Genomic DNA, 19,228 nt, shown 5'->3' on the forward strand with positions numbered 1-19,228 from the left:
GCATCACCCGAGACCACCCGATCCACCTATCGAGACAGGTCAATCCTGGCCTCGTTCGGGGTGATCGTGCGCATCGAACCCATCCGCAGGAGCATGTCGTCTCAGCGCGTGGCCGAACGCAGATCCCTCACGCCCCCTTCCGCCACACCTGCCCGTGATAGACGAAGGTCCGGCTCTCGTTGGCCAGGGCCGCGAGGCCCTGGAAGGCCGGGTCGTGGACGGTGATGACGCTGGTGGGGATCTTGCGCATCATTTCGGCGAAGGGCGCCTTCCGTTCGAAGGCCTCGCGAAACCCGCTTTCCTTCAGAACCTTGACGATCCGGGGGGCGATGCCGCCGCCGATATAGACGCCGCTGGTGGCCAGGAAGGTCAGCGCGAGGTCGCCGCAAACGCGGCCGAGCAACCGGCCGAACAGTTCCAGCGTCTCGGCGGCGTGGGGGTCGGAGGCGTCGAGCCCCGTCTCGGTCACCGCCGCGGGATCGATCTTCTCGTGCGGCTGGCCGGTGCGGACATGCGCCACCGCCGCGTGCAGCCGGGCGAGCCCGGGGCCGGACAGTACCGATTCCACGGTGATCCGGTCCTCGACCCGCTCCAGCGCGTGCCACACCGTCTCCTCGAAGGCGTCTGCCGGGCCGAAATCGGTGTGGCCGGCCTCGGTGGAGACGATCGCGAGGTGCGTCGTGTAGGGCACCAGAGCGGCGGCGCCGAAACCGGTGCCCGGTCCCAGCACGACGCGCGCACCGCCGGAGATCGGCGGGCAGGGCCCGACCGGCGTGAGATCGTGCGGTTCGATGCCGGCGGCACCGGCCGCCACCGGCACGTAATCGTTCACCACCACCGCGGAGGACAGGCCGAAATCCTCGCCGATACGCTGTCCGGCGATCCGCCAATGCGCGTTCGTGAGCTGGTTCACCGGCCCGTCGACCCGGCCGCCCATCGCCAGGATCGCCGAGCGGGGCGGCGCCAGGTCACCGCCTTTGGCCAGCGACGCCTTGATGGCGCTCGACGGGTCGGGATGATCGGCCGTCGCCTCGTGCGAGAGGAGCCGGGGCTGGCCCCCCTCGGCCTCGATCAGGCCGAAGCGTGCATTCGTGCCACCGATGTCGCCGACCAGGACCGGAAACTCGAACATCGCTAGGTGCCTCCGCTCATTGGACCGTCGATGGCGGTTCATTCGCCGCGCAGCCCCGGGCGCGCAAGCCCCGCCGGGCCCGGAAACGCCTATCGTGGCGTGTCCGCCGTCGGGCGCCCCCGGCCGATCGCCCCGAGATGCGTATCGCCGAAGCCGCTCGCGTATTTGAGGCCGTATCCGAGCATGCGATCAAGCCCGATATGCGCAAGCCAGATCAAGGCCAACCCGAGCAGGAGGGGCTGGCCGAGCGCCATCGCCGCGCATAGGCCGATCAGCGGCGGCGTCACCGTATGGGCCGCGTTGTACGCGAGGGCGCCCGGGCCGGGGCCGGCGGCGTAACCCAGCATGCTGAGATCCGGGACGAACAGCAGGGCCGCGAAGATCCACCAGGATTGCCCGAGCCAGGCATAGGCCGCGACCGAGCAGGCGAGCAGACAGGCCCCCTCGATCCGCAGGATGGTCCGGGGGCCGCCCACGAAACCGTCCGACATCGCGATATCCCTCGGACGCTGCTCGGGTCAGGCCGTCGGCAGAGATGCCGGATCGATGAGGCCGCCCGCGGCCCAGTCGTGCAGCAGGGCGCGGACGGCGGCAGGATCGGGCAGGCGGCGGCGCGCGACGGTCTCGCCGTCGCCGACCCGGACGGCGATGCCGCCATCCGCGTTGACCACTGCGAAGGCGATCTCGTCGGTCCGATCGTCGCCGAAGAAGACCGGCACCCGCCCGCGATAGGGGCTCTCCTCCATGAAGGCGCGGATCGCGTGGGCCTTGGTGGCCTCGGCCGGCACGATCTCGCCGACCGCCTTGCCGAGCTGCAGCCGGTAATCCGTGCCGAGCGCCTCCGCGGCGGCCTTCACCAGCGCCTCGGCGCGCGCCGCATCGTCGGGATCCGCGAGACGCCAGTGCACCGCCACGGAGGCGCCCTTGTCCTCGATCAGGACGTTCGGCAGCGCGGCGCTCTCCGCCTCGAGCCGTGCGACCTGCCGGCGCAGGTCCGGATGATCCTCCGCCCGTCCGCCGCTCAGCGCGCCGCCGAGCCTGCGCTCGACGCCGTGCAGCCCGGCGGCGTCGAGGCGCGACGGCGCCAGGAAACCGTCGATTACCGCGACCGGGCGGCCGGTCACGATCGCCAGCGCGCCGCCCAGGTGTTCGCGCAGCCGCTCCAGCGTTTCCACGAGGCCGGCCTCGACCACGACCGCGTCCGGCCGCGGTGCGATCTCGGCCAGGGTGCCGTCGAAGTCGAGGAAGAGGGCGATGTCCATCGCGGGCGGTCCCGGGCTCGAATGTGCGCCACGGGCTAGCACGAGCGGGCCTCCCGACAAACGGCGGCGCGACCGCCCTATATCCGGTCGCGCACGCATTGCACGGGGATCCGCATGATCTGGCCGCCGACACGCCCCGCACCGGACCCGGTCAGGCCGGGGGAGGAGAGCGTCTGGGATTATCCGCGCCCGCCGCGGCTTGAGGCGGTGCGGGCGCGGCTGCGCGTGGTGCTCGGCGACGCTGTGATCGCGGAGACGGAGGCCGGCTTCCGGGTTCTGGAGACCTCCCACCCGCCGACCTACTACCTGCCACCGGGCGACATCGCGGCGGGTACGCTCGTGAACCCGCGGCGCGGCGGCATCTGCGAATGGAAGGGTCAGGCGCGGCTCTTCGACGTTCAGGGCGGCGGCAAGGCCGCATCCGGGGCCGCCTGGACCTACCCGGATCCGACACCGGATTTCCGCGCGATCGCCGGCTACGTCGCGTTCTACGCCGGGCCGATGGATGCCTGCTTCGTCGGCCCGGACCGGGCCACGCCGCAGCCCGGCACCTTCTACGGCGGCTGGATCACCCCGGGCATCGTCGGCCCGTTCAAAGGTGCACCGGGCACGATGGGCTGGTGATTTTCACCTCCCGTCCCCTTACGCTTGAGGACAGACACGGCGTGGAGACCGCATGAGCGCGCTGACCGACACCGATCCCAAGGGCGCCGGCTTCGATCCGGGGGCGCTCGCCCGGATCGAGCCCTGGATGGACCGCCTCGTGGCGGATGGACGGCTCGCGGGCCTGTCTGTGACGGTGGCGCGGCGGGGGCGGATCGCCTTCGCGCGCGCCTGCGGCCAAGCCGACCTCGCCCGGGAGACGCCGTTCACCCTCGACACGGTGGCGCGAATCTACTCGATGACCAAGCCGCTCACCTCGGTGGCGGTCATGCAGCTCTACGAGCAGGGCCTGTTCCAGCTCGACGATCCGATCGCGCGCGTGCTGCCGGAATTTTCCGAGATGCGCGTCGCCGTGGGCGGCAACCGGGCGAAGCTGGAGACCGAGCCGGCGCGCCGGCCGATCACCGTGCGCGACCTCCTCACCCACACCGCCGGCATGACCTACGGCTTCATGGAGGCCACCTTGGTCGATGCACAGTACCGCGAGCACGGGATCGACTTCCTCGCACGCGAAGGCACGCTCGCCGAGATGACCGCCCGGGTGGCGAAGCTGCCGCTCCTCGCCCAGCCGGGGACGGCCTGGAACTACAGCGTCGCCACCGACGTGCTCGGCCAGTACGTGGCAGCCGTGAGCGGCCGACCGTTCGCCGACTATCTTCGCGATTTCGTGATCGAGCCGCTCGGCATGGCCGCCACCGACTTCCACGTCCCACCCGCGCTGATGCCGCGCTTCTGCGCGGCCTACGCGTATGACCGCGAGCGTCGGCTGCGCCGGTTCGACGATTCGGTCGAGACGGCCTTCGCACAGCCGCCGGCCATCGCGTCGGGCGGGGGCGGCCTGGTCTCGACGAGCGCCGACTATCAGCGCTTCTGCCGGATGATCCTCAACCGCGGCACGCTCGACGGCCATCGCCTCCTCGGCCGCAAGACCGTCGACCTGATGCTCGCGAACCACCTGTCCGGCGACCTCGCCGCGATGGGGACCCCACGCTTCGCCGAGACCTCCTACACGGGGATCGGCTTCGGCCTGGGCTTCTCGGTGATGCTGGATCCGGCCCGCGCGCAGATCCTCGGCAGCCCCGGCGAGGCTGCCTGGGGCGGTCTCGCCTCGACGGCGTTCTGGATCGATCCCGCCGAGGATCTCTCGGTCGTGCTCATGACGCAGCTCGTGCCGTCCTCGGCGCTGCCGATCCGGCGGGAGCTGCGCGTCCTAACCTATGCGGCGCTCGCGGCGTGAGCCCCACTCACTCCTGAGCTGGGGTTCCGGTCGCGGGCTTCGGGGCGGGTCTCGCGGCCGCCTTCGCGGTGGCCGGCCGCGCGCCGGCGGTGGTGCCGGTGGCCGGGGTCGCGAATTCCGGATCGGTGCGCGGGCCGTTCGGGCCATTGGTCGGTCCGGCGAGCTGACCCGAGGCGAGGTCGGTGACCTTGGTCCAGGTCTGCGACTTGCACAGGAACGCGATCAGGCAGCCGCGGACGGTCAGCTCACCGGGCGACTCAGTCCAGATGGTGACATCGTACGATTTGCCGTCCTCGGAATTGTAGATCTTGCCCTCGTAACGGGCGTCGGCATTCGGCTTCAGGCCCATCACGAGCTGATGGCCGAGCGAGGGGCGGGTCTGCTTCTTCGGATCGGGATTCTTGAAATCGATCCGCGGTTCGCCCTTGTCGTTGAGCGGCACCTTCAGCCAGACCACGTAACCGCACAGGCGGTCGCCCGCGGCCCCGCATCGCTCGAAGCGCACGCGGGCGCGCCCATCCTCGGTGAGATACGTGCCGGTCGGATCGATCGGGGTCGCCGCCTGCGCGGCGCCCGCCAGCACCGGGAGCGCCAGGATCGCGAGCGGTGCAATCCGGCGACCGATCGAAGAAAACCGCATACCCGAACTCCTATGCCTCGCGGGCCGTGGGGGGACCGGACCGCTCGCGTGCGGGAAGGCCCCTGCCTCGCGTCATCGCGCTCGCACCGGGCCGAGCACCGGGTGGGACGCGCCTCTGCCCCGCCCTCTCCCGCGCGAAGTTGTCCGCATCATGACACGACAGCCCAGGGCTGAAAGCGTGCGGCCTCATGTCGACCTCACAGACGGGTCGGCGGCGCGCCGTGCGCAGGGCCGAGGGGGCGCTGCATCAGACTCACGTCGAGCCAGCGGCCATGCTTGTATCCGACCGCCGCCAACGTGCCGACCGACCTGAACCCGAGACGCGCGTGCAGCGCCGCGGAAGCGGGCGATCCGCTCTCGGCGATGACCGCGACCATGGTCCGGCAATCGATCCGCTCGCAGGCGGGGATGAGGGCTTCGAGCAGGGCGCGGCCGATCCCGCCGCCGCGGGCGTCGCGCGCCACGTAGATTGAATCCTCGACGGTCGAGCGATAGGCGGCCCGCTGGTGATAGGCCCCCGCATAGGCATAGCCGACGACGGTCCCGTCGTGGACGGCCGCCAGATAGGGAAAGCCGGCATCGCGTAGCGTCACAAAGCGTCGGGCCATCTCGTCGAGGGTCGGAGGTTCCGTCTCGAAGCTCGCCGTGGTGGTCGTGACGGCGTCGCCGTAGATCGCCGTGATGGTGGGGAGATCGGCTTCGGTGGCGGGGCGTATCGCGGCAATCATGGGGATGGAGCCTGAATCGGGAACACCGCCGAACGGTCTTCTGGATCACGGCAGACGGCGCGGCCGTCAAGGGAGCGGCCAGATGCGGCAAAGCCGGATCCCTTTGCAGGACCCGGCTTAACGAGGATCGGATCGGCTCAACGGCCGAGCCGCGGCTTATACCGAGTTGCGACGCGCCCGACTCATCGCCGTTCGTCCGCGCACAGGCGCAGCGGCGGTCGTCCGCTGGGCGCGGTGATCCCGATTATCAGCCGGGATCACCGCAACGCGGTCTTGCGTGCCGCCTGTCAGCCCTGCTTGGCCTTCTTGTTGGCGTTGTGGTGACCGATGGCGCAGCCCGCGGCAGCGCCCATCTTGCCGTGACCGGCCATGTGCCCGGCGACGCCGCCGACCACGGCGCCCTTGAGGCAACCCTTCGCCTCGGCCGGCGCGCCGGCCAGCAATGCGCCGATGGTCAGGGCAGAAATCAGTGCGAACCGCTGGGTCATCGAGGTTTCTCCTATACGTCGGAGGCGAAACGGCTTTGCGGGCCGGGCCGTTCCGTCCTCGATTGCGGCATCGGTTCAGGTCCGACCGGCGGCGCGATCAGCGCGCGAGCCCCGCAACCAGCCGGACGAGGTCCGCCTGTCGGGTCGCGCCGGTCTTGGCGAAGATCGCCTTCAACTGCGAGCGGGCGGTCGCCGCCGTGACGGCGAAGCGGGAGGCCGCCTCCGCCAGGGAATCACCACCGGACAGGGCCTGGGTGAGACGCGCCTCAGCGGGCGTCAAACGGTAGGCGGTCTGGAGGATCGTCGCGGCCGGAACGGGCGTGGCCCCGGCCACGCGGCACAGGAGCAGCGTCCGGCCACCCGCGAACAAGCCCCGGCTCTGTCCGACCAGGGGCACGACGTGGATCGCGATCGGCTGCGCATCGCGCCGCGCCACCACGACGGCCGAGATCGGCGCCCGCCCGCACGGGCGCGTCAGGGCTTCAAGTTGCCGCGCGGCCTCCGGATCCTCGGCGACGAGGCGTCCGCCCGTCAGCTTCAGATCGGGCCCGAGCAGCGCCTCGAACGCCGTGTTCCAGCACAGCGCCCTGCCCTCGGAATCGAGGACCAGCGCGGCGCGATCGATGACGTCGAAGGCCTGGTTCAGTCCGGCGAGCCGCGCCTTCTCGACCATCATGGTGAGCAGACCCGCCCGACGGAGAAGCGGCGACAGGGTCGCCAAGCGTTCCTGCTCGTGCGCCTCGAACGGGCCCTGCGCCACCGTCCGCTGCAGCGAGAGGCACCAGAGCCGGCCCTTCACCGCGAACCCGACGCCCGCGAACCAGCGCAGGCCGCAGGAACCGAGCAGGTCCTGGTAGTAGGGCAGCCGCGCGATCTCGTCGGGCGAGGTGAAATCCAGATCGACCGTGATGCCGCGCGTTCGCAGCGTCGGCAGGCCGCGCAGGCGATGGTCGTCCCGATGCCATCCCTCGTCGAAGTAGCGACGCGCGGGCTCGGCGATGGATTGCGTGCACAGCGCGTCGAGCCCCGTCCGATCCGTGCGCAGCAGGAGTGCCCCGACGCTGCCGGAGCTGCGCGAGGCGCGCTCGATCAGATCTGGCCAGCGCGTGGCATCGATCACCGCTTCCTCGAGATCCTCGCGGAAGCTCGCCTCCAGGTCATCCCGCAATCGAGTTACGTGATCGCGAGTCAGGCCGGACATCGAACCGGTCTCCGAAAGAACCTTCTTCAGAGCCCTATGCTCGGGAGAGCACTATACACACCCGCTCTTAGAATCCACACAAATTTGTGAGATATACTTATTTAGGTAACATTGTTACAGTCACTCCCTAACGCGGTACTGATTTCAAGAGGGACCAGCGAGTCTGAGGCCTGATCCGGCCCTGCCGACCTACTCGGCGGGACGCAGGCCGCCCACGAAGCCCCCCGCCAGGTCCTCGTCGGGGATCGGCTCCTGGATCAGCGTCCAGTATCCGAGGGCGGCGATCAGGGCGATCACCGCGCCGGTGATGAAGGCCATGGAGAAATGGCCCGTCCCGCCCACGATGAACCCGGTGACCGTCGGCGCCAGGGCGCCGCCGATATAGCCGCCGAAATTCTGCATCGCGCCGAGCGAGGCGGTGCAGCTCGCCGGCGCCGCCACCGAGGCCATCGCCCAGGCGGCCGACGAGCTTATGTAGACGAGGAACAGCGAGGCCGAGATGCAGGCGATGGCGAGCGTATCGCTCGGCGTCAGCGCGGCCACCACGGTGCAGGCGGCGGTCGCCACCAGGGAGGCGGCCATCGGAATCTTGCGGCTGCGGATCGGATCGACGCCGCGGCGCACCAGTATGTCGACGACCCGGCCGCCCAGGATGCCGCCCATCACCCCGAACGCGAAGGGAATCGAGCCGACGAGACCGGTCTTCTGCAGGGTGAAGTGCCGCTCAATCTCCAGGTAGCTCGGCAGCCACGCGGTGTAGAGCCACGTCATGTAGATGCAGCCGAAATAGCCGACGATCATGCCCCAGCTCGTGCGGAAGCCGAACAGCCGCCGCCACGCGTTCCAGGTGACCGGCCGGCTCGCGTTCGGGGCGTCGCCTTCCTCCAGGAAGGCGCGCTCGGCGGGCGTGAGATTCGACTCGCGCGGGTTGCGGAACACCGCGTAGACCAGGGCAGCGAGCCCGAGCCCCGTCGCACCCATGATCACGAACATGACCCGCCAGCCGAAACTGACCATCAGGAAGGTCAGGAGCGGCAGCGCGATGAAGGTGCCGAGCGAGGAGGCGCAGTTCCAGATCCCCGTGGCGGTGCCGCGCTGGCGGATGTTGAACCAGTCGCGGGAGACGCGGGCGCAGGTCGGGAAATGCGGCGCCTCGCCGATACCAAGCACGATCCGCGCGCTCACGAACTGCCAGAACGAGGTGACGGCGCCGCCCAGCATCTGGCCCAGCGACCAGCAGGTCAGGCCGAGGGTGAGCGTCAGGCGCGGGCCGAGCCGGTCCGCCAGGGCGCCGGCCGGGAGCTGCGCGAAGGCGTAGGCCCACAGGAAGGCCGAGAGCAGCAGCCCCATTTCAGGGATCGAGAGGCCGAGATCCTCCCGGATCAGCGGGTTGGCCACCGCCAGCGTCGCGCGGTCGACGTAGTTGACGACCCCGGCCGTCACCAGCAACGCGAGCGATACGGTCTGGATGCGCTTGACGCGCGGTGAAGCGGCCAGGGCCATGGCGTTCCTCCGAGGTGACGGGCCCGTTCGGGTCTCCGGGGCCAACCCGGTCGTTTGCGACTCAATGGCGGCCCGCAGGCATTCTGCACCGAACCCCGCCGGACGGAAGAGCCGCCGCCCCTCGCCTCCCGGCTCTCGCCGTCGTAGACCGCCCTCCTCCGACACCCTTCGAGACCGCTCCGCGTGCGCCTGATCCAGATCACCCATCACGACCTCGACGGCTACGGCGCCTCGACGGTGGCTTCCGCCTGCGCGACGGTCGAGCGCGTCGTCCACGTGCCGCGCTACAGCGATGTCGGCCCGGTCCTCGAGGACGAGATCAAGCGCCTCGGCCGGGCGGCCGAGGGCGAGGTCCTGCTGATGACCGATCTCGGACTGGAGGAGCAGACCATCGCCGGGCTGAAGAAATTCGCCGCGCTGAACAAGCGCCGCGAGGAGGGCCGCAAGCACCGCCTCGTCGTGCTCGATCACCACGCCTCGTCCCTCGACCAGTTGCGGCGCCTCGGGCTGGAGCCGGTCCCCGATCCGGCGCGGCCGGGCCTCAACCGGGTCGATATGGGCGATCCCGAGATCACGATCCTGATCGAGGAGGATCTCTGCGCCACGCGGATGACCTTCGAGCACCGGGCCCTGTTCGCGACGCACGAGCCCGGGACCGACCTGTCGAGCCTGCTCGCGGCGATCGACGCCGTCGATCTCTGGCGCAAGGAGAGCCCCGCCTTCCGGGGCGGTCTGGCGCTCGACGAGATGTTCTGGGAGGCGGTGTCGAGCTTCGTGCCGGTGGGGCATCCCTGGCACGACCGGTTCGTGTCCGACATCCTGCTCGCGGCGGCCGAGGTTTTACGCACGGGGGCGAGCCCGGCCGAACTGGAGCAGCGTGCCACGGCGATCCGCACCGGGGTGGTCGACACCCTGCTCCGCGCGGCGCCGGACGACGCTCCCGCGCTCACGACGCGCATGCGCCTCGCCCGGGCGCTCGCCCGCTCGGATACGCTGTTCCGCCCGCTGAAGGACGGGACACTCCTGTCCTTCGCTCTCGATTCCGGGACTTTCCAGCGGGTTTCCGACCTGATCATGGATGCGGGCCGGGCGAAGCGCGTGGTCAACGTCCAGCGGATGGGGAACCTGTCGTTCCGCTCGAACGACGGCACGGCGCTCGACGGCGCCCGCCTGTTCCGCGGCGGCGGCCACCGCGACGCCGCCGGCGGCCGCCTGCAGAGCGGCTCGGCCTTCTCGATGGCCGACGCCATCGCGCAGGTCGAGCCGGTGCTGAACCCGGAGAAGCCGCCGGGTTCGGACAGCCCGTTCGCGGCACTGAAGAACTGGAAGGGGTGAGGCTCGTCGAAGCACGCCCGTGAGGTTGGCTTCGCGCTGCGATCTATGCCGCGTGAGGCCGGTCCAGCGCGGTTCCGGGCGCAACCTGTTTACTGGCGTCAAGGATCTCGACGCCGACGATGCGGCCCTCCGCATCCAGATCCACGATGAAACCGGGGCGGATCTCCTCGCTCTCGACGACGCGCGTCTCGGCGAGGTGGATAGAGAGCGCGTCCACGATGAGATCGGATTCGGACCTCATCATGTCCTCCTCCATGTGCGCGTACGGCCTCGATCGAGCAGGGCCGTGACGACCAAGACCTCCGCGCCGTCTTGGAGCGGCTCGTATACCACGCGCAGATCACGACCGTCGCGTTCGGGCACCCGTGCGAAGGCGCGGTGTCGGCTCGGATGATCGGGATCCGCCTCGACGAGTTCAGGACCCGTTCGACCCAGAGCGGTTCGATCTCCCGCAGCCGCATGCGCCCGAGGACGTGATTGCTCCATCGTATGCGGACCGTTCCCACGGCCTGCCTCCATCGCGATGCGACATATCGTTTCCTGCCGCTTCGACATCCTCTTGTCGCGCACCGAACCGAAGGTATCCCCCGGGGCTGGACGGAGCCGCCGTACGGACTGAAGCGACACGATCACCCATGCGCCCCGACCGCACGAGCCTCAGCGTCCTGATCGTCCTCGCGGTCGCCCAGGTCATCGGCTGGGGCAGCGTCGGCCTCACGGCTGTGGTCGCGCCCCTGATCGCGGCCGATCTCGGGATGGATTTGGCCGCGGTGTTCGCGGGGAACTCGGTGCTCTACGCCACGATGGGCGTGGCCGCGCCGGTCCTCGGGCGCGCCTTCGTCCGGTACGGCGCCCGGGCCGTGATGATCGCGGGGAGCGCGCTGGCGGGCCCGGGTTTCGTCGGGCTGGCCCTGGCGAGCGGTCCGGTCTCGTATTTCGCGGCCTGGATCATCCTCGGCGTGGCCGGCAGCGCGACGCTGACCAATGCGGCCAGCATCCTCCTGACCGAGATCGCCGGGCGCGGCGCCCGCCGGGCCATCGCGGCGCTGATGCTCGCCACCGGCCTGTCGAGCAGCCTGTTCTGGCCGACCACGGCGTTCCTGACCAGCCTCGGCGACTGGCGGGCGACCTGCCTCATCTACGCCGGGGCGATGTGGTTCCTCTGCCTGCCCCTGTACCGCTGGGGTCTGCCGCCGCGCGCGAGGCCCGCTGCCGCGATAGAGCCGGGACCAGACGCGACCGCGCCGCCGCGGACGAGCACGTTCGGGATGATCGCCTGCGGAATCACCCTCAACGCCTTCGTCACGTTCGGCCTCAGCGCCATCCTGATCGAGTTGCTGATCGCTGAAGGCCTGAGCCGGCCGGACGCGATCGGATACGGATCGATGCTGGGCATCGTCCAAGTGGGCGCGCGGGGAATCGACTTCCTCGGCGGCGCCCGGTGGGACGGGCTGACCAGCGGCCTGTTCGCCGGCATTCTCGTGGTCACGGCGCTGCTCCTGCTCGCCGCAGGCGGCTGGACCCCGGGCGCCGTGATGCTCTTCATCCTCATCTACGGTCTCGGGAGCGGCGTCCTGGCCGTCGTGCGCGCCACCCTGCCGCTGGCCTTCTACGACAAGTCCGCCTACGCGCGCGCCGCCTCCCGCATCGCGCTGCCCCTCAACCTCGTGACAGCGGCGGCACCGCCGATCCTGGCGATGGTCCTGACGACGTTCGGCCGGGAGGCCGTCTTGCTCCTCACCGCCGGATGCGTCGTGACGGCGACGGCGACGTTCCTGCTGCTGACGCGGCGCCGGCCCAGCGCGGAGGCGCCGGCACCCCTCAGAGTTTGAAATCCTCGCCGAGATACAGCCGCCGCGCCTCGGGATTGGCCACGATCTCCTCCGGCGTGCCCTCGGTGAGGATGCGGCCGGAATGGGCGATGTAGGCGCGGTCGATCAGGCCCAGCGTCTCGCGCACGTTGTGGTCGGTGATCAGCACGCCGATGCCGCGCTGCTTCAGGTGCTTCACCAGATCCTGGATGTCACCCACCGCAATCGGGTCGATGCCGGCAAACGGCTCGTCGAGCAGCATGAAGGTTGGCGAGGAGGCGAGCGCCCGGGCGATCTCGCAGCGCCGCCGCTCGCCGCCCGAGAGCGCGATCGAGGGCGACTTGCGCAGGCGGGCGATGTCGAACTCCTCCAGCAGGGAATCGAGCTTGCGCGCCCGCTCCTTGCGGTCGGGCTCGGCCACCTCCAGCACGGCGCGGATGTTGTCCTCCACGGTGAGGCCCCGGAAGATCGAGGCCTCCTGCGGCAGGTAGCCGATGCCGAGCCGCGCCCGCTGATACATAGGCAGGTGGGTGATCGGCAGGCCGTCCAGGGTGATGTCGCCGCGATCGGCCGCCACCAGCCCGGTGATCATGTAGAAGATCGTGGTCTTGCCGGCGCCGTTCGGGCCGAGCAGCCCCACCGCCTCGCCGGTGCGGACCGTCAGCCCCGCCTCGTGTACCACCGTGCGGGCGCCGTAGCTCTTGCGCAGGCCGCGCACGCAGAGGATGCCGGGGCCGCCATCGTCGGCGGCGGACCGGTTCTCGGTCCCGTCCGGCTGACCCGTGCGCCGGCCGAACAGGCGCCCGAGCCAGCCGGCCCGGGCCGCCGGCTCCTGCGGCCCGGCCTGGAACGCCACGGCGCCGCTCAATCGACCTGCGCCTTCGGCTTGGGCGGCGGCTGCGTGCAGCCCTTCGCCTTCCCGTCCTTGGCGTCGGCCTTCTCGCCCGGCACGAACAGGGCCGAGACCCGGCCGCCCGCCACCGGGTCCATGTTGGCCCGGCCGGTATTCATGTCGTAGACCAGCCGCTGGCCGCGGGTGACGTTCTGGCACTGGCTCAGCACGACGTTGCCGGTGAGCACGATCCGCTTGGCGTCCTGATCGAACACCGCGTGGTCGCCAGTGGCGACCTGATCCTTCTGCACCACCGTCACCGGGCCGGCGCAGTCGACCTTCTGGATGCCGTTCTCTGCCGGATTCCGGGCCGGCGCGGCCTCGGTCGCCGTCTCGGAAACCTTGGCATCGCCCTTGGCGTCCTTGCCCGGCGTATCCTTGCCCGGCGTCTCCTTGCCGCGCTTGTAATAGACCGTCATGGTCGAGCACCGGATCGTGCTCTCGCCCTGAACCGCCACCACGTTGCCGGCGAAGATCGCCTTGTTCTCCCGATCGAACACGTCGAGCCGGTCGGCGTCGATCTTGATCGGGTCCTTGCCGCTGCCGCCGATATTGCCGAAGGGCGAGTCCTTGCGCGCCGCCGGCTTCTCGGCGAGCGCCGGGACGACGAGCAGCAGGCACGCCGCCAAAGCGGCCCCGACCACGCGGGCGGCGCTCATCGCGAACCGTCCGCGGGCTGTGCGTCCGAGGTCCGGATGCGCAGGGCCGATGTCTCGACCGGCCCATCGTGCGGCCTGTCGCCCGGGTCCGCATTGACGATGACCACGTGGACGTTGCCCACGAACGAGATCCGCTTGCCGCTCTCGACCACGTCGAGGGTGTCGGCGTTCACGGTGGCGCGCGGACTCGATACGGTGACGGGCTCCTGGGACGTGATCGCGCCGGTCTTGAACGTCACGGCGGCCGAGCGCAGCCGCGCCTCCTCGCCCTTGTCGGTCCAGATCCGGATATCGTCCTTGAGGTCGAGGGACTCGCGGGCGCTGTCGAACAGGCCGGAGGCTGCCGAGAGCCGGGCGATGCCGCCCTGATCGTCGGTCGCGATGTGGCCGCGCATCTGCTGCAGCTCGATCAGGCTCGGCTTGCGCACGTCCTGCAAGGCGGCATCGGCCGTCACCTCATAGCCGCGGGTGCCCTGGCGGAAGCCGGCGAGCCGCGGGTTCTCCATGCGGACTTTCGTGCCCGCCAGCGTCACCGGGCCGACCGAGATGCCCGGGAGCTTGGCCGCGAAGGGATTGAGCAGGTAGGCGAGGAGCAGCGCCACCGCGCCGCCGGCCGCCACCGGGATGAGCCGCCGCATCGCGCGCACGCGGCCGCTGTGCCGGTAGGCCCGGGCATGGGCCCGGGTCCGCGCCGCCGCGACCGCCTGTCTGGTGCCGGCTTCAGCCTCGACCGGGTTCATGCAGCGTCCGTGAGGCGCGGCGTGCCGCGCACGAAAGGAATCGGATCAGACGCCTGCGGCCCCCACCGCGCCCGCGCCACCGGCCGGGCAATGATCCCGACCGGTGGCAAAGTTATGGCTTGACCATTTCCGTTTGATCAACCGGACTTATCAATCTCTTCGCGGCATGTGCGCGGGCACACGTCGCGATCCGATGCGGGATCGCCTAAGCGCCGTGGGCCGCCGCCAGCGCCGCCGCGACCGTGCGGGCGAAGGCCGCCGGGTCGCGCGGGCTGTCGCCGTCCTGGATACGGGCGAGGTCGAGCAGCGTGCCGGCCGCCTGCGGCATCTCCGATTCGGGCGCTGCGGCGAGCGCGCGTATCAGCGGGTGACGCGGGTTGATCTCCAGCACCGGCTGCCCGGCGCCCGCCCGGCCCGCCCGACGCATCAACCGCTGCATCTGCAGATCGGGCCCGGCGGTGCCGGCCGAGAGGACCACGGCCGAATCGACCAGCCGGTCGGTGGTGCGCACGTCCGAAACCTCGGTGCCGAGCGCGGCCTTCACGGCGACCACGAAGGCGTCGAGGCCCTCCGGGGCCTCCGGCGGCTCGCCCTCGAGCGCGAACTTCGACAGGTCGAGGCCGCCCTTGGTGATCGAGCGGAGCGGCTTCTCCTCGAAGGTGCCGAGCTGGTCCGGCCAGAAGGCGTCGACGTGGTCGGAGAGCAGCAGAACCTCCAGGCCGCGGGCCTTGAAGCCCTCGAGCTGCGGCGAGGATTTCAGCGCCTCGGCATCGTCGGCCACGAGGTAGTAGACCGCCTCCTGGCCGTCCTTCATCCGGGACACGTAGTCGGGCAGCGAGGTCCAGCCCTCAACCGCCGAGGAGCGGAAGCGCAGCAGCGGCGCGATCTCGCCCCGGCGCTCGAAATCTTCGTAGATGCCCTCCTTGAGGACGGCGCCGAAATTCTCCCAGAACGGCTGATAGCCCTCGGCATCCTTGGCGCGGGTGGCCAGTTCGGAAACCACGCGGCCGGTGACGGCGCGGCGGATCCGGGCCAGCGCCGGGGTCGATTGCAGCATCTCGCGGGAGACGTTAAGCGGCAGGTCCTCGGTGTCGACAACGCCCTGGACGAAGCGCAGCCACGGCGGCAGCAATTCGGCCTCGTCGGTGATGAACATCCGCCGGACATGCAGGCGGACCTTGCTCTGCCGCTCGTTGTCCAGCGCCTGGAACGGCTTCGAGCCCGGGATGAACAGCAGCGCGGAGAATTCGAGCTGTCCCTCCGCGCGCCAATGGAGCGTGGCCCAGGGCTTGTCGAAGTTCATGCCGATCGAGCGGTAGAATTCCTCGTACTGCTCCTCGGTGACCTCGGACTTCGGCTTGCGCCAGAGCGCGGTGCCCTGGTTGGCCGATTCGTCCTTGCCGTCGCGCACCACCGCGATCGGCACGGTGATGAAGTCGGCCCATTTCCGCACGAGGTGGTCGAGCCGGTAGGGCTCCAGATACTCGTCGGCATCCGCCTTGAGGTGGAGCACGATGTCGGTGCCGGGCTCGGGCCGCGTCGCGGGCTCCAGCGTGTAGCTGCCCTGCCCTTCCGAGGCCCAGGTCCAGGCCTCGTCACTGCCGGCACGGCGCGACGTGACGGTGACGCGGTCGGCCACCATGAAGGCCGAGTAGAAGCCGACGCCGAACTGGCCGATCAGGCTCGGGCGATCCTCGGCCTTCGCGGATTCCAACGTCTGCGAGAACGCCCGCGTGCCCGATTTGGCAATGGTGCCGAGGTTGGTGGCAAGATCCTCCTTGGTCATGCCGATGCCGGCATCCGAGACCGTCAGGGTCCGCGCCTCCTTGTCGGGGGCGATGCGGACCTTGGCGTCCGGCGGCAGGGCGCTCGCCGCCGAGGTCAGGGCCTCGAACCGCCGCCGGTCCATGGCGTCGGCGGCGTTGGCGACGAGTTCGCGCAGGAAGATCTCGCGGTCGGAGTAGAGCGCGTGCACGACGAGGTCGAGGAGGCGTCCCACCTCCGCCCCGAATTCATGCCGCTCGATCGTCTCGCTCACGGGTGATGCCTCCGCTGTGGGGAAAATTCGCGGTGGCGATATGCCGGCGAACGGCGCCGTTTTCAATGCGGCGGGCGGGTTGGATCACCGCCATCAGGCGGTTCCGGATCGCGGCAGGGCCATCGGCCGATCCCACCCACCCCCCTCCTCCTGAGGTGACCGCGTCAGCGGGCCTCGAAGGAGGGCTCCAGGGATCGCGCGGCCGGCTGGAGGGCTCCTTCGAGGCCTGCGCTGCGCTCCGGCACCTCAGGATGAGGTGGGGGGTTGGACAGCCGCCCCGAAGCCGTCCCGGTCTCGCGTCGTGTACCGTGTTCCGGGTCTCAAAATGTGGTCCAACTGTCGACAGGCCAACGCGATGTAGCGCGGAATCTCCCGGTCCTTCGCGAAGTAGGCGACCCGGCGCCGGGCGATCCCGAGATGCGCGGCTGCCGCATCGAGGGTCAGGCCGTTGCGCCGGAGGAAATCCGAGAACTCCACGTTCGTCATCGCCGCCGCGGCCAGTTCCTCGATCGTCTCGGCGCCGATCTCGAGGTCGTCATTGCCCTCCCACCGGATCGAACCGCCCCAGGCACCGAGCCGGACGGCGTCGAACGGGACCGACCCGTCCCGCAGGGGGCGGAACACCTTGAAGGTGAAGATGACCGGCGCGAGATCGACCTTATCGGTGCAGCCGAGACGAGCGCCCGCCGCCCATGTCACGATCACGGTGTAGGGTCGATCCGCCGGAACCACGCTCGCCAGCTTGGGCAGGGGCTGCCCCATGGTTACGATCGCGTCGGCCTCATCCACGTTCATTGGGGCGCCTCCACTCAGCCATCAGAGCTTCGGTCTGTCCGGATGCCCATGCCACGACCTCGGCGAGGGAACGCCGTGTGTAGGTCCCTCGGATGACCTGCAAGGTTCGGAGGTCGATCAGCGCGTGGAAGTCAGAACCGATCATGTGGAAGTGCGGCGGGCTATGAGCCCGCGAGCGCACCTCGATCCGGAACCCATCGAAGCAGTAAAACATGGGCACGGCCCATCCACCGAACGCCGCGTCCGAAGAGAATAGTGCACAGCATGCACTCGATCAATGCGGATCGCGGCGGCGTTCGATCAGATCTCGATCTCGGTCCCGACCTCCACGATCTGGCGGGTCGGCAGGCCGAAATGAGCGCCGGTGCGCTCGGCGTTGCGCTTCATGAAGGCGAACAGGCCCTCCCGCCACGGCGCCATGCCGGGGTTGATCGGCGCGGGGATCACCACCTCGTGACCGACGAAGTAGGTCATGTCCTCCAGATATTCCGGCGGCAGCAGGCCGCTCGCCACCGCGCATTGCAGCCCCTCGGGGATCGAGGCGGTCTGCATGAAGCCGTAGCGCAGGACGACCCGTTCCATACCGGGCGTGTACTTCGAGATTGCCTTGCGGATACCCTGCGCCACCAGGGTCACCTGCGCCCGCTCGCTCGCCGGGATGATCGGCTCCTCCTCGTAGATCACGGTGATCAGCAGGATCCGCTCATGCAGGCACCGGCTGCGCTCGATCAGCCGGCCGAGCGCCATCGGGATGCCCTCGGTGGCGGCGGTCAGGAAGGCGGCGGTGCCGGGTAGCGTCACCGGCGGGTGCGTGGCCAGGCGCGACAGGAACGCCGCCTCGGACATGCGCATCGTGTGGCGGACCGATTCGAGGACGTGGTTGCCCTTCATCCAGGTCAGCATCAGGAAGGCGACCATGCCGGCGAGCAGCAGCGGAAACCAGCCGCCCTCGAACAGCTTCACGCTGTTGGCCGCGAAGAACACGGCGTCGATGGCGAGGAAGAACCCGTTCACGGCGAAGACCAGGATCGGGTTGTAGCCCCATCGGAGCGCGATCAGCGCGGCGAGCAGCGTCGTGATGCCCATCAGCGCCGAGACCGCGATGCCGTAGGCCCCGGCCAGGGCGTCGGAGGAGCCGAACACCACGACGGCGGTGAGCGTCGCGGCTGCGAGCAGCCAGTTCACGCCGGGCACGTAGATCTGGCCGCGCTCCTCCTGGTCGGTGTGCACCACCCGCATCATCGGCATGAAGCCGAGCTGGATCGATTGCTGGGTCAGCGAATAGACGCCCGAGATGACCGCCTGGGAGGCGATCACGGTGGCCATCGTGGACAGCGCCACCAGCGGGTAATGCGCCCAGTCCGGGGCGAGCAGGTAGAACGGGTTCTCGACCGCGCCGGGATCGGCGATGATCAGCGCGCCCTGCCCGCAATAGTGGATCAGCAGCGCCGGCAACACGAGGACGAACCACGCGATCCGGATCGCCGGGGCGCCGAAATGGCCGAGATCGGCATACATCGCCTCGCCGCCCGTCACCGCCAGGAACGCCGCGCCGAGCATCAGGAAGCTCACGTGCCAGCCGGCATGGAGCAGGAAATCCACGGCCCGCCAGGGATTGACCGCCGCCAGGATCTCGGGCGTGCGCAGGATGCTGGGAATCGCGAGCAGCACCAGCACGACGAACCAGACCAGCATCACGGGCCCGAACACCCGGCCGATGGCGGCCACGCCCTTGTGCTGGACGAGGAACAGCCCGACCAGGATCACCAGCGTGATCGGCACCACGTACGGCCCGAGCGAAGGCGCATCGACCTTCAGGCCCTCGATCGCCGAGAGCACCGAGATCGCCGGGGTGATCGCCCCGTCGCCGTAGAGCAAAGCCGCCCCGACCAGGCCGACCACCAGCAGCAGCGCCTTCCACGAGCCCGGCCGCGCCTGCCGCGCGCCGAGCAGGGCCAGCATCGCCACGATGCCGCCCTCGCCGCGGTTGTCGGCGCGCAGGATCAGCACGGCGTATTTCAGCGAGACGATCAGGATCAGCGACCACAGGATCAGCGACACCGCGCCGGTCGCGGCGGCCGGCACCGAGGCGCCGCCGCTGGTG

General features: G+C 69.9%; 20 protein-coding genes. 4 read left to right on the plus strand and 16 right to left on the minus strand.

Going from position 1 to position 19,228, the window contains the following annotated elements; genetic code table 11:
* Positions 1 to 127 precede the first annotated feature (127 nt).
* From MKK75_RS22540 to otsB, 3 genes are all read right to left on the minus strand, one after another.
* Positions 128 to 1,132, minus strand: coding sequence for a glucokinase (locus MKK75_RS22540; protein ID WP_244044745.1), 1,005 nt, complete (start codon positions 1,130 to 1,132; stop codon positions 128 to 130).
* Positions 1,133 to 1,221: 89 nt separating this feature from the next.
* Complete coding sequence (locus MKK75_RS22545; protein WP_244044746.1) at positions 1,222 to 1,623, minus strand: DUF4260 domain-containing protein; 402 nt, start codon at positions 1,621 to 1,623, stop codon at positions 1,222 to 1,224.
* Positions 1,624 to 1,650: 27 nt separating this feature from the next.
* On the minus strand, positions 1,651 to 2,394 hold the full coding sequence (gene otsB, locus MKK75_RS22550) for a trehalose-phosphatase (protein ID WP_244044747.1): 744 nt from the start codon (positions 2,392 to 2,394) through the stop codon (positions 1,651 to 1,653).
* A gap of 114 nt (positions 2,395 to 2,508) precedes the next feature.
* Between otsB and MKK75_RS22555 the strand changes: the two genes are divergently transcribed.
* Complete coding sequence (locus MKK75_RS22555; protein WP_244044748.1) at positions 2,509 to 3,018, plus strand: DUF427 domain-containing protein; 510 nt, start codon at positions 2,509 to 2,511, stop codon at positions 3,016 to 3,018.
* Between the two features lie 52 nt (positions 3,019 to 3,070).
* The gene (locus MKK75_RS22560; protein ID WP_244044749.1) at positions 3,071 to 4,294 is read left to right on the plus strand and encodes a serine hydrolase domain-containing protein; all 1,224 of its coding nucleotides are present in this window, start codon (positions 3,071 to 3,073) and stop codon (positions 4,292 to 4,294) included.
* Positions 4,295 to 4,301: 7 nt separating this feature from the next.
* Here the strand turns inward: MKK75_RS22560 and MKK75_RS22565 are convergent, their stop codons facing one another.
* The 5 genes from MKK75_RS22565 to MKK75_RS22585 all read right to left on the minus strand — a co-directional run bounded on the left by MKK75_RS22565 (position 4,302) and on the right by MKK75_RS22585 (position 8,854).
* Entirely contained in the window at positions 4,302 to 4,934 is a 633-nt protein-coding gene (locus MKK75_RS22565; protein ID WP_244044750.1) for a DUF2147 domain-containing protein, read from the minus strand.
* A 197-nt stretch (positions 4,935 to 5,131) separates the two neighbouring features.
* Complete coding sequence (locus MKK75_RS22570) at positions 5,132 to 5,662, minus strand: GNAT family N-acetyltransferase (RefSeq protein WP_244044751.1); 531 nt, start codon at positions 5,660 to 5,662, stop codon at positions 5,132 to 5,134.
* Between the two features lie 287 nt (positions 5,663 to 5,949).
* Positions 5,950 to 6,150, minus strand: coding sequence for a hypothetical protein (locus MKK75_RS22575; RefSeq protein WP_244044752.1), 201 nt, complete (start codon positions 6,148 to 6,150; stop codon positions 5,950 to 5,952).
* Between the two features lie 97 nt (positions 6,151 to 6,247).
* Positions 6,248 to 7,351, minus strand: coding sequence for a helix-turn-helix transcriptional regulator (locus MKK75_RS22580; RefSeq protein WP_244044753.1), 1,104 nt, complete (start codon positions 7,349 to 7,351; stop codon positions 6,248 to 6,250).
* Positions 7,352 to 7,540: 189 nt separating this feature from the next.
* On the minus strand, positions 7,541 to 8,854 hold the full coding sequence (locus tag MKK75_RS22585; RefSeq protein WP_244044754.1) for an MFS transporter: 1,314 nt from the start codon (positions 8,852 to 8,854) through the stop codon (positions 7,541 to 7,543).
* A gap of 183 nt (positions 8,855 to 9,037) precedes the next feature.
* Between MKK75_RS22585 and MKK75_RS22590 the strand changes: the two genes are divergently transcribed.
* Positions 9,038 to 10,189, plus strand: a complete 1,152-nt coding sequence (locus MKK75_RS22590; protein WP_244044755.1) for a dimethylmenaquinone methyltransferase — start codon at positions 9,038 to 9,040, stop codon at positions 10,187 to 10,189.
* Positions 10,190 to 10,232: 43 nt separating this feature from the next.
* On the opposite strand, the gene MKK75_RS22595 is transcribed toward MKK75_RS22590, so the two are convergent.
* Positions 10,233 to 10,445, minus strand: coding sequence for a DUF2283 domain-containing protein (locus MKK75_RS22595; RefSeq protein WP_244044756.1), 213 nt, complete (start codon positions 10,443 to 10,445; stop codon positions 10,233 to 10,235).
* A gap of 379 nt (positions 10,446 to 10,824) precedes the next feature.
* Here MKK75_RS22595 and MKK75_RS22600 point away from each other — a divergent pair, with 379 nt between their 5' ends.
* Positions 10,825 to 12,021 carry an MFS transporter gene (locus tag MKK75_RS22600; protein WP_244044757.1) on the plus strand — a complete coding sequence of 399 codons (1,197 nt, stop codon included), beginning with the start codon at positions 10,825 to 10,827 and terminating at the stop codon, positions 12,019 to 12,021.
* Here MKK75_RS22600 and lptB read toward each other — a convergent pair.
* The 7 genes from lptB to MKK75_RS22630 form a co-directional block, all read right to left on the minus strand.
* Positions 12,011 to 12,856: an LPS export ABC transporter ATP-binding protein gene (gene lptB, locus MKK75_RS22605; protein WP_409567603.1), complete on the minus strand. Its 846-nt coding sequence runs from the start codon at positions 12,854 to 12,856 to the stop codon at positions 12,011 to 12,013. The genes MKK75_RS22600 and lptB overlap by 11 nt on opposite strands.
* Before the next feature lie 8 nt (positions 12,857 to 12,864).
* On the minus strand, positions 12,865 to 13,551 hold the full coding sequence (locus tag MKK75_RS22610; protein ID WP_244044758.1) for an LptA/OstA family protein: 687 nt from the start codon (positions 13,549 to 13,551) through the stop codon (positions 12,865 to 12,867).
* Positions 13,548 to 14,291: an LPS export ABC transporter periplasmic protein LptC gene (gene lptC / locus MKK75_RS22615; RefSeq protein WP_244044759.1), complete on the minus strand. Its 744-nt coding sequence runs from the start codon at positions 14,289 to 14,291 to the stop codon at positions 13,548 to 13,550. The genes MKK75_RS22610 and lptC overlap by 4 nt, the downstream gene beginning before the upstream one ends.
* Before the next feature lie 205 nt (positions 14,292 to 14,496).
* Positions 14,497 to 16,329 (minus strand): molecular chaperone HtpG, encoded by a 1,833-nt coding sequence (gene htpG, locus MKK75_RS22620; RefSeq protein WP_244044760.1) that lies wholly within the window; start codon positions 16,327 to 16,329, stop codon positions 14,497 to 14,499.
* A gap of 246 nt (positions 16,330 to 16,575) precedes the next feature.
* Positions 16,576 to 17,124, minus strand: a complete 549-nt coding sequence (locus tag MKK75_RS22625) for a DUF2442 domain-containing protein (protein WP_244044761.1) — start codon at positions 17,122 to 17,124, stop codon at positions 16,576 to 16,578.
* Complete coding sequence (locus MKK75_RS36425) at positions 17,111 to 17,338, minus strand: DUF4160 domain-containing protein (protein WP_409567604.1); 228 nt, start codon at positions 17,336 to 17,338, stop codon at positions 17,111 to 17,113. The genes MKK75_RS22625 and MKK75_RS36425 overlap by 14 nt, the downstream gene beginning before the upstream one ends.
* Positions 17,339 to 17,424: 86 nt before the next feature.
* Positions 17,425 to 19,228 (minus strand): potassium transporter Kup (locus MKK75_RS22630; RefSeq protein WP_244044762.1); only part of this gene is annotated, 1,804 nt, incomplete at its 5' end.

Origin of the sequence: Methylobacterium sp. J-030 (assembly GCF_022829545.1) — a bacterium.
Classification (GTDB): Bacteria; Pseudomonadota; Alphaproteobacteria; order Rhizobiales; family Beijerinckiaceae; genus Methylobacterium.

Excerpts from the sequence above, each read along its gene's own strand:
- MKK75_RS22540 (WP_244044745.1), bottom strand. The coding sequence starts at position 1,132 with ATGTTCGAGTTTCCGGTCCTGGTCGGCGACATCGGTGGCACGAATGCA.
- MKK75_RS22545 (WP_244044746.1), bottom strand. The coding sequence starts at position 1,623 with ATGTCGGACGGTTTCGTGGGCGGCCCCCGGACCATCCTGCGGATCGAG.
- otsB (WP_244044747.1), bottom strand. The coding sequence starts at position 2,394 with ATGGACATCGCCCTCTTCCTCGACTTCGACGGCACCCTGGCCGAGATC.
- MKK75_RS22555 (WP_244044748.1), top strand. The coding sequence starts at position 2,509 with ATGATCTGGCCGCCGACACGCCCCGCACCGGACCCGGTCAGGCCGGGG.
- MKK75_RS22560 (WP_244044749.1), top strand. The coding sequence starts at position 3,071 with ATGAGCGCGCTGACCGACACCGATCCCAAGGGCGCCGGCTTCGATCCG.
- MKK75_RS22565 (WP_244044750.1), bottom strand. The coding sequence starts at position 4,934 with ATGCGGTTTTCTTCGATCGGTCGCCGGATTGCACCGCTCGCGATCCTG.
- MKK75_RS22570 (WP_244044751.1), bottom strand. The coding sequence starts at position 5,662 with ATGATTGCCGCGATACGCCCCGCCACCGAAGCCGATCTCCCCACCATC.
- MKK75_RS22575 (WP_244044752.1), bottom strand. The coding sequence starts at position 6,150 with ATGACCCAGCGGTTCGCACTGATTTCTGCCCTGACCATCGGCGCATTG.
- MKK75_RS22580 (WP_244044753.1), bottom strand. The coding sequence starts at position 7,351 with ATGTCCGGCCTGACTCGCGATCACGTAACTCGATTGCGGGATGACCTG.
- MKK75_RS22585 (WP_244044754.1), bottom strand. The coding sequence starts at position 8,854 with ATGGCCCTGGCCGCTTCACCGCGCGTCAAGCGCATCCAGACCGTATCG.
- MKK75_RS22595 (WP_244044756.1), bottom strand. The coding sequence starts at position 10,445 with ATGGAGGAGGACATGATGAGGTCCGAATCCGATCTCATCGTGGACGCG.
- MKK75_RS22600 (WP_244044757.1), top strand. The coding sequence starts at position 10,825 with ATGCGCCCCGACCGCACGAGCCTCAGCGTCCTGATCGTCCTCGCGGTC.
- MKK75_RS22610 (WP_244044758.1), bottom strand. The coding sequence starts at position 13,551 with ATGAGCGCCGCCCGCGTGGTCGGGGCCGCTTTGGCGGCGTGCCTGCTG.
- lptC (WP_244044759.1), bottom strand. The coding sequence starts at position 14,291 with ATGAACCCGGTCGAGGCTGAAGCCGGCACCAGACAGGCGGTCGCGGCG.
- MKK75_RS22625 (WP_244044761.1), bottom strand. The coding sequence starts at position 17,124 with ATGAACGTGGATGAGGCCGACGCGATCGTAACCATGGGGCAGCCCCTG.
- MKK75_RS36425 (WP_409567604.1), bottom strand. The coding sequence starts at position 17,338 with ATGTTTTACTGCTTCGATGGGTTCCGGATCGAGGTGCGCTCGCGGGCT.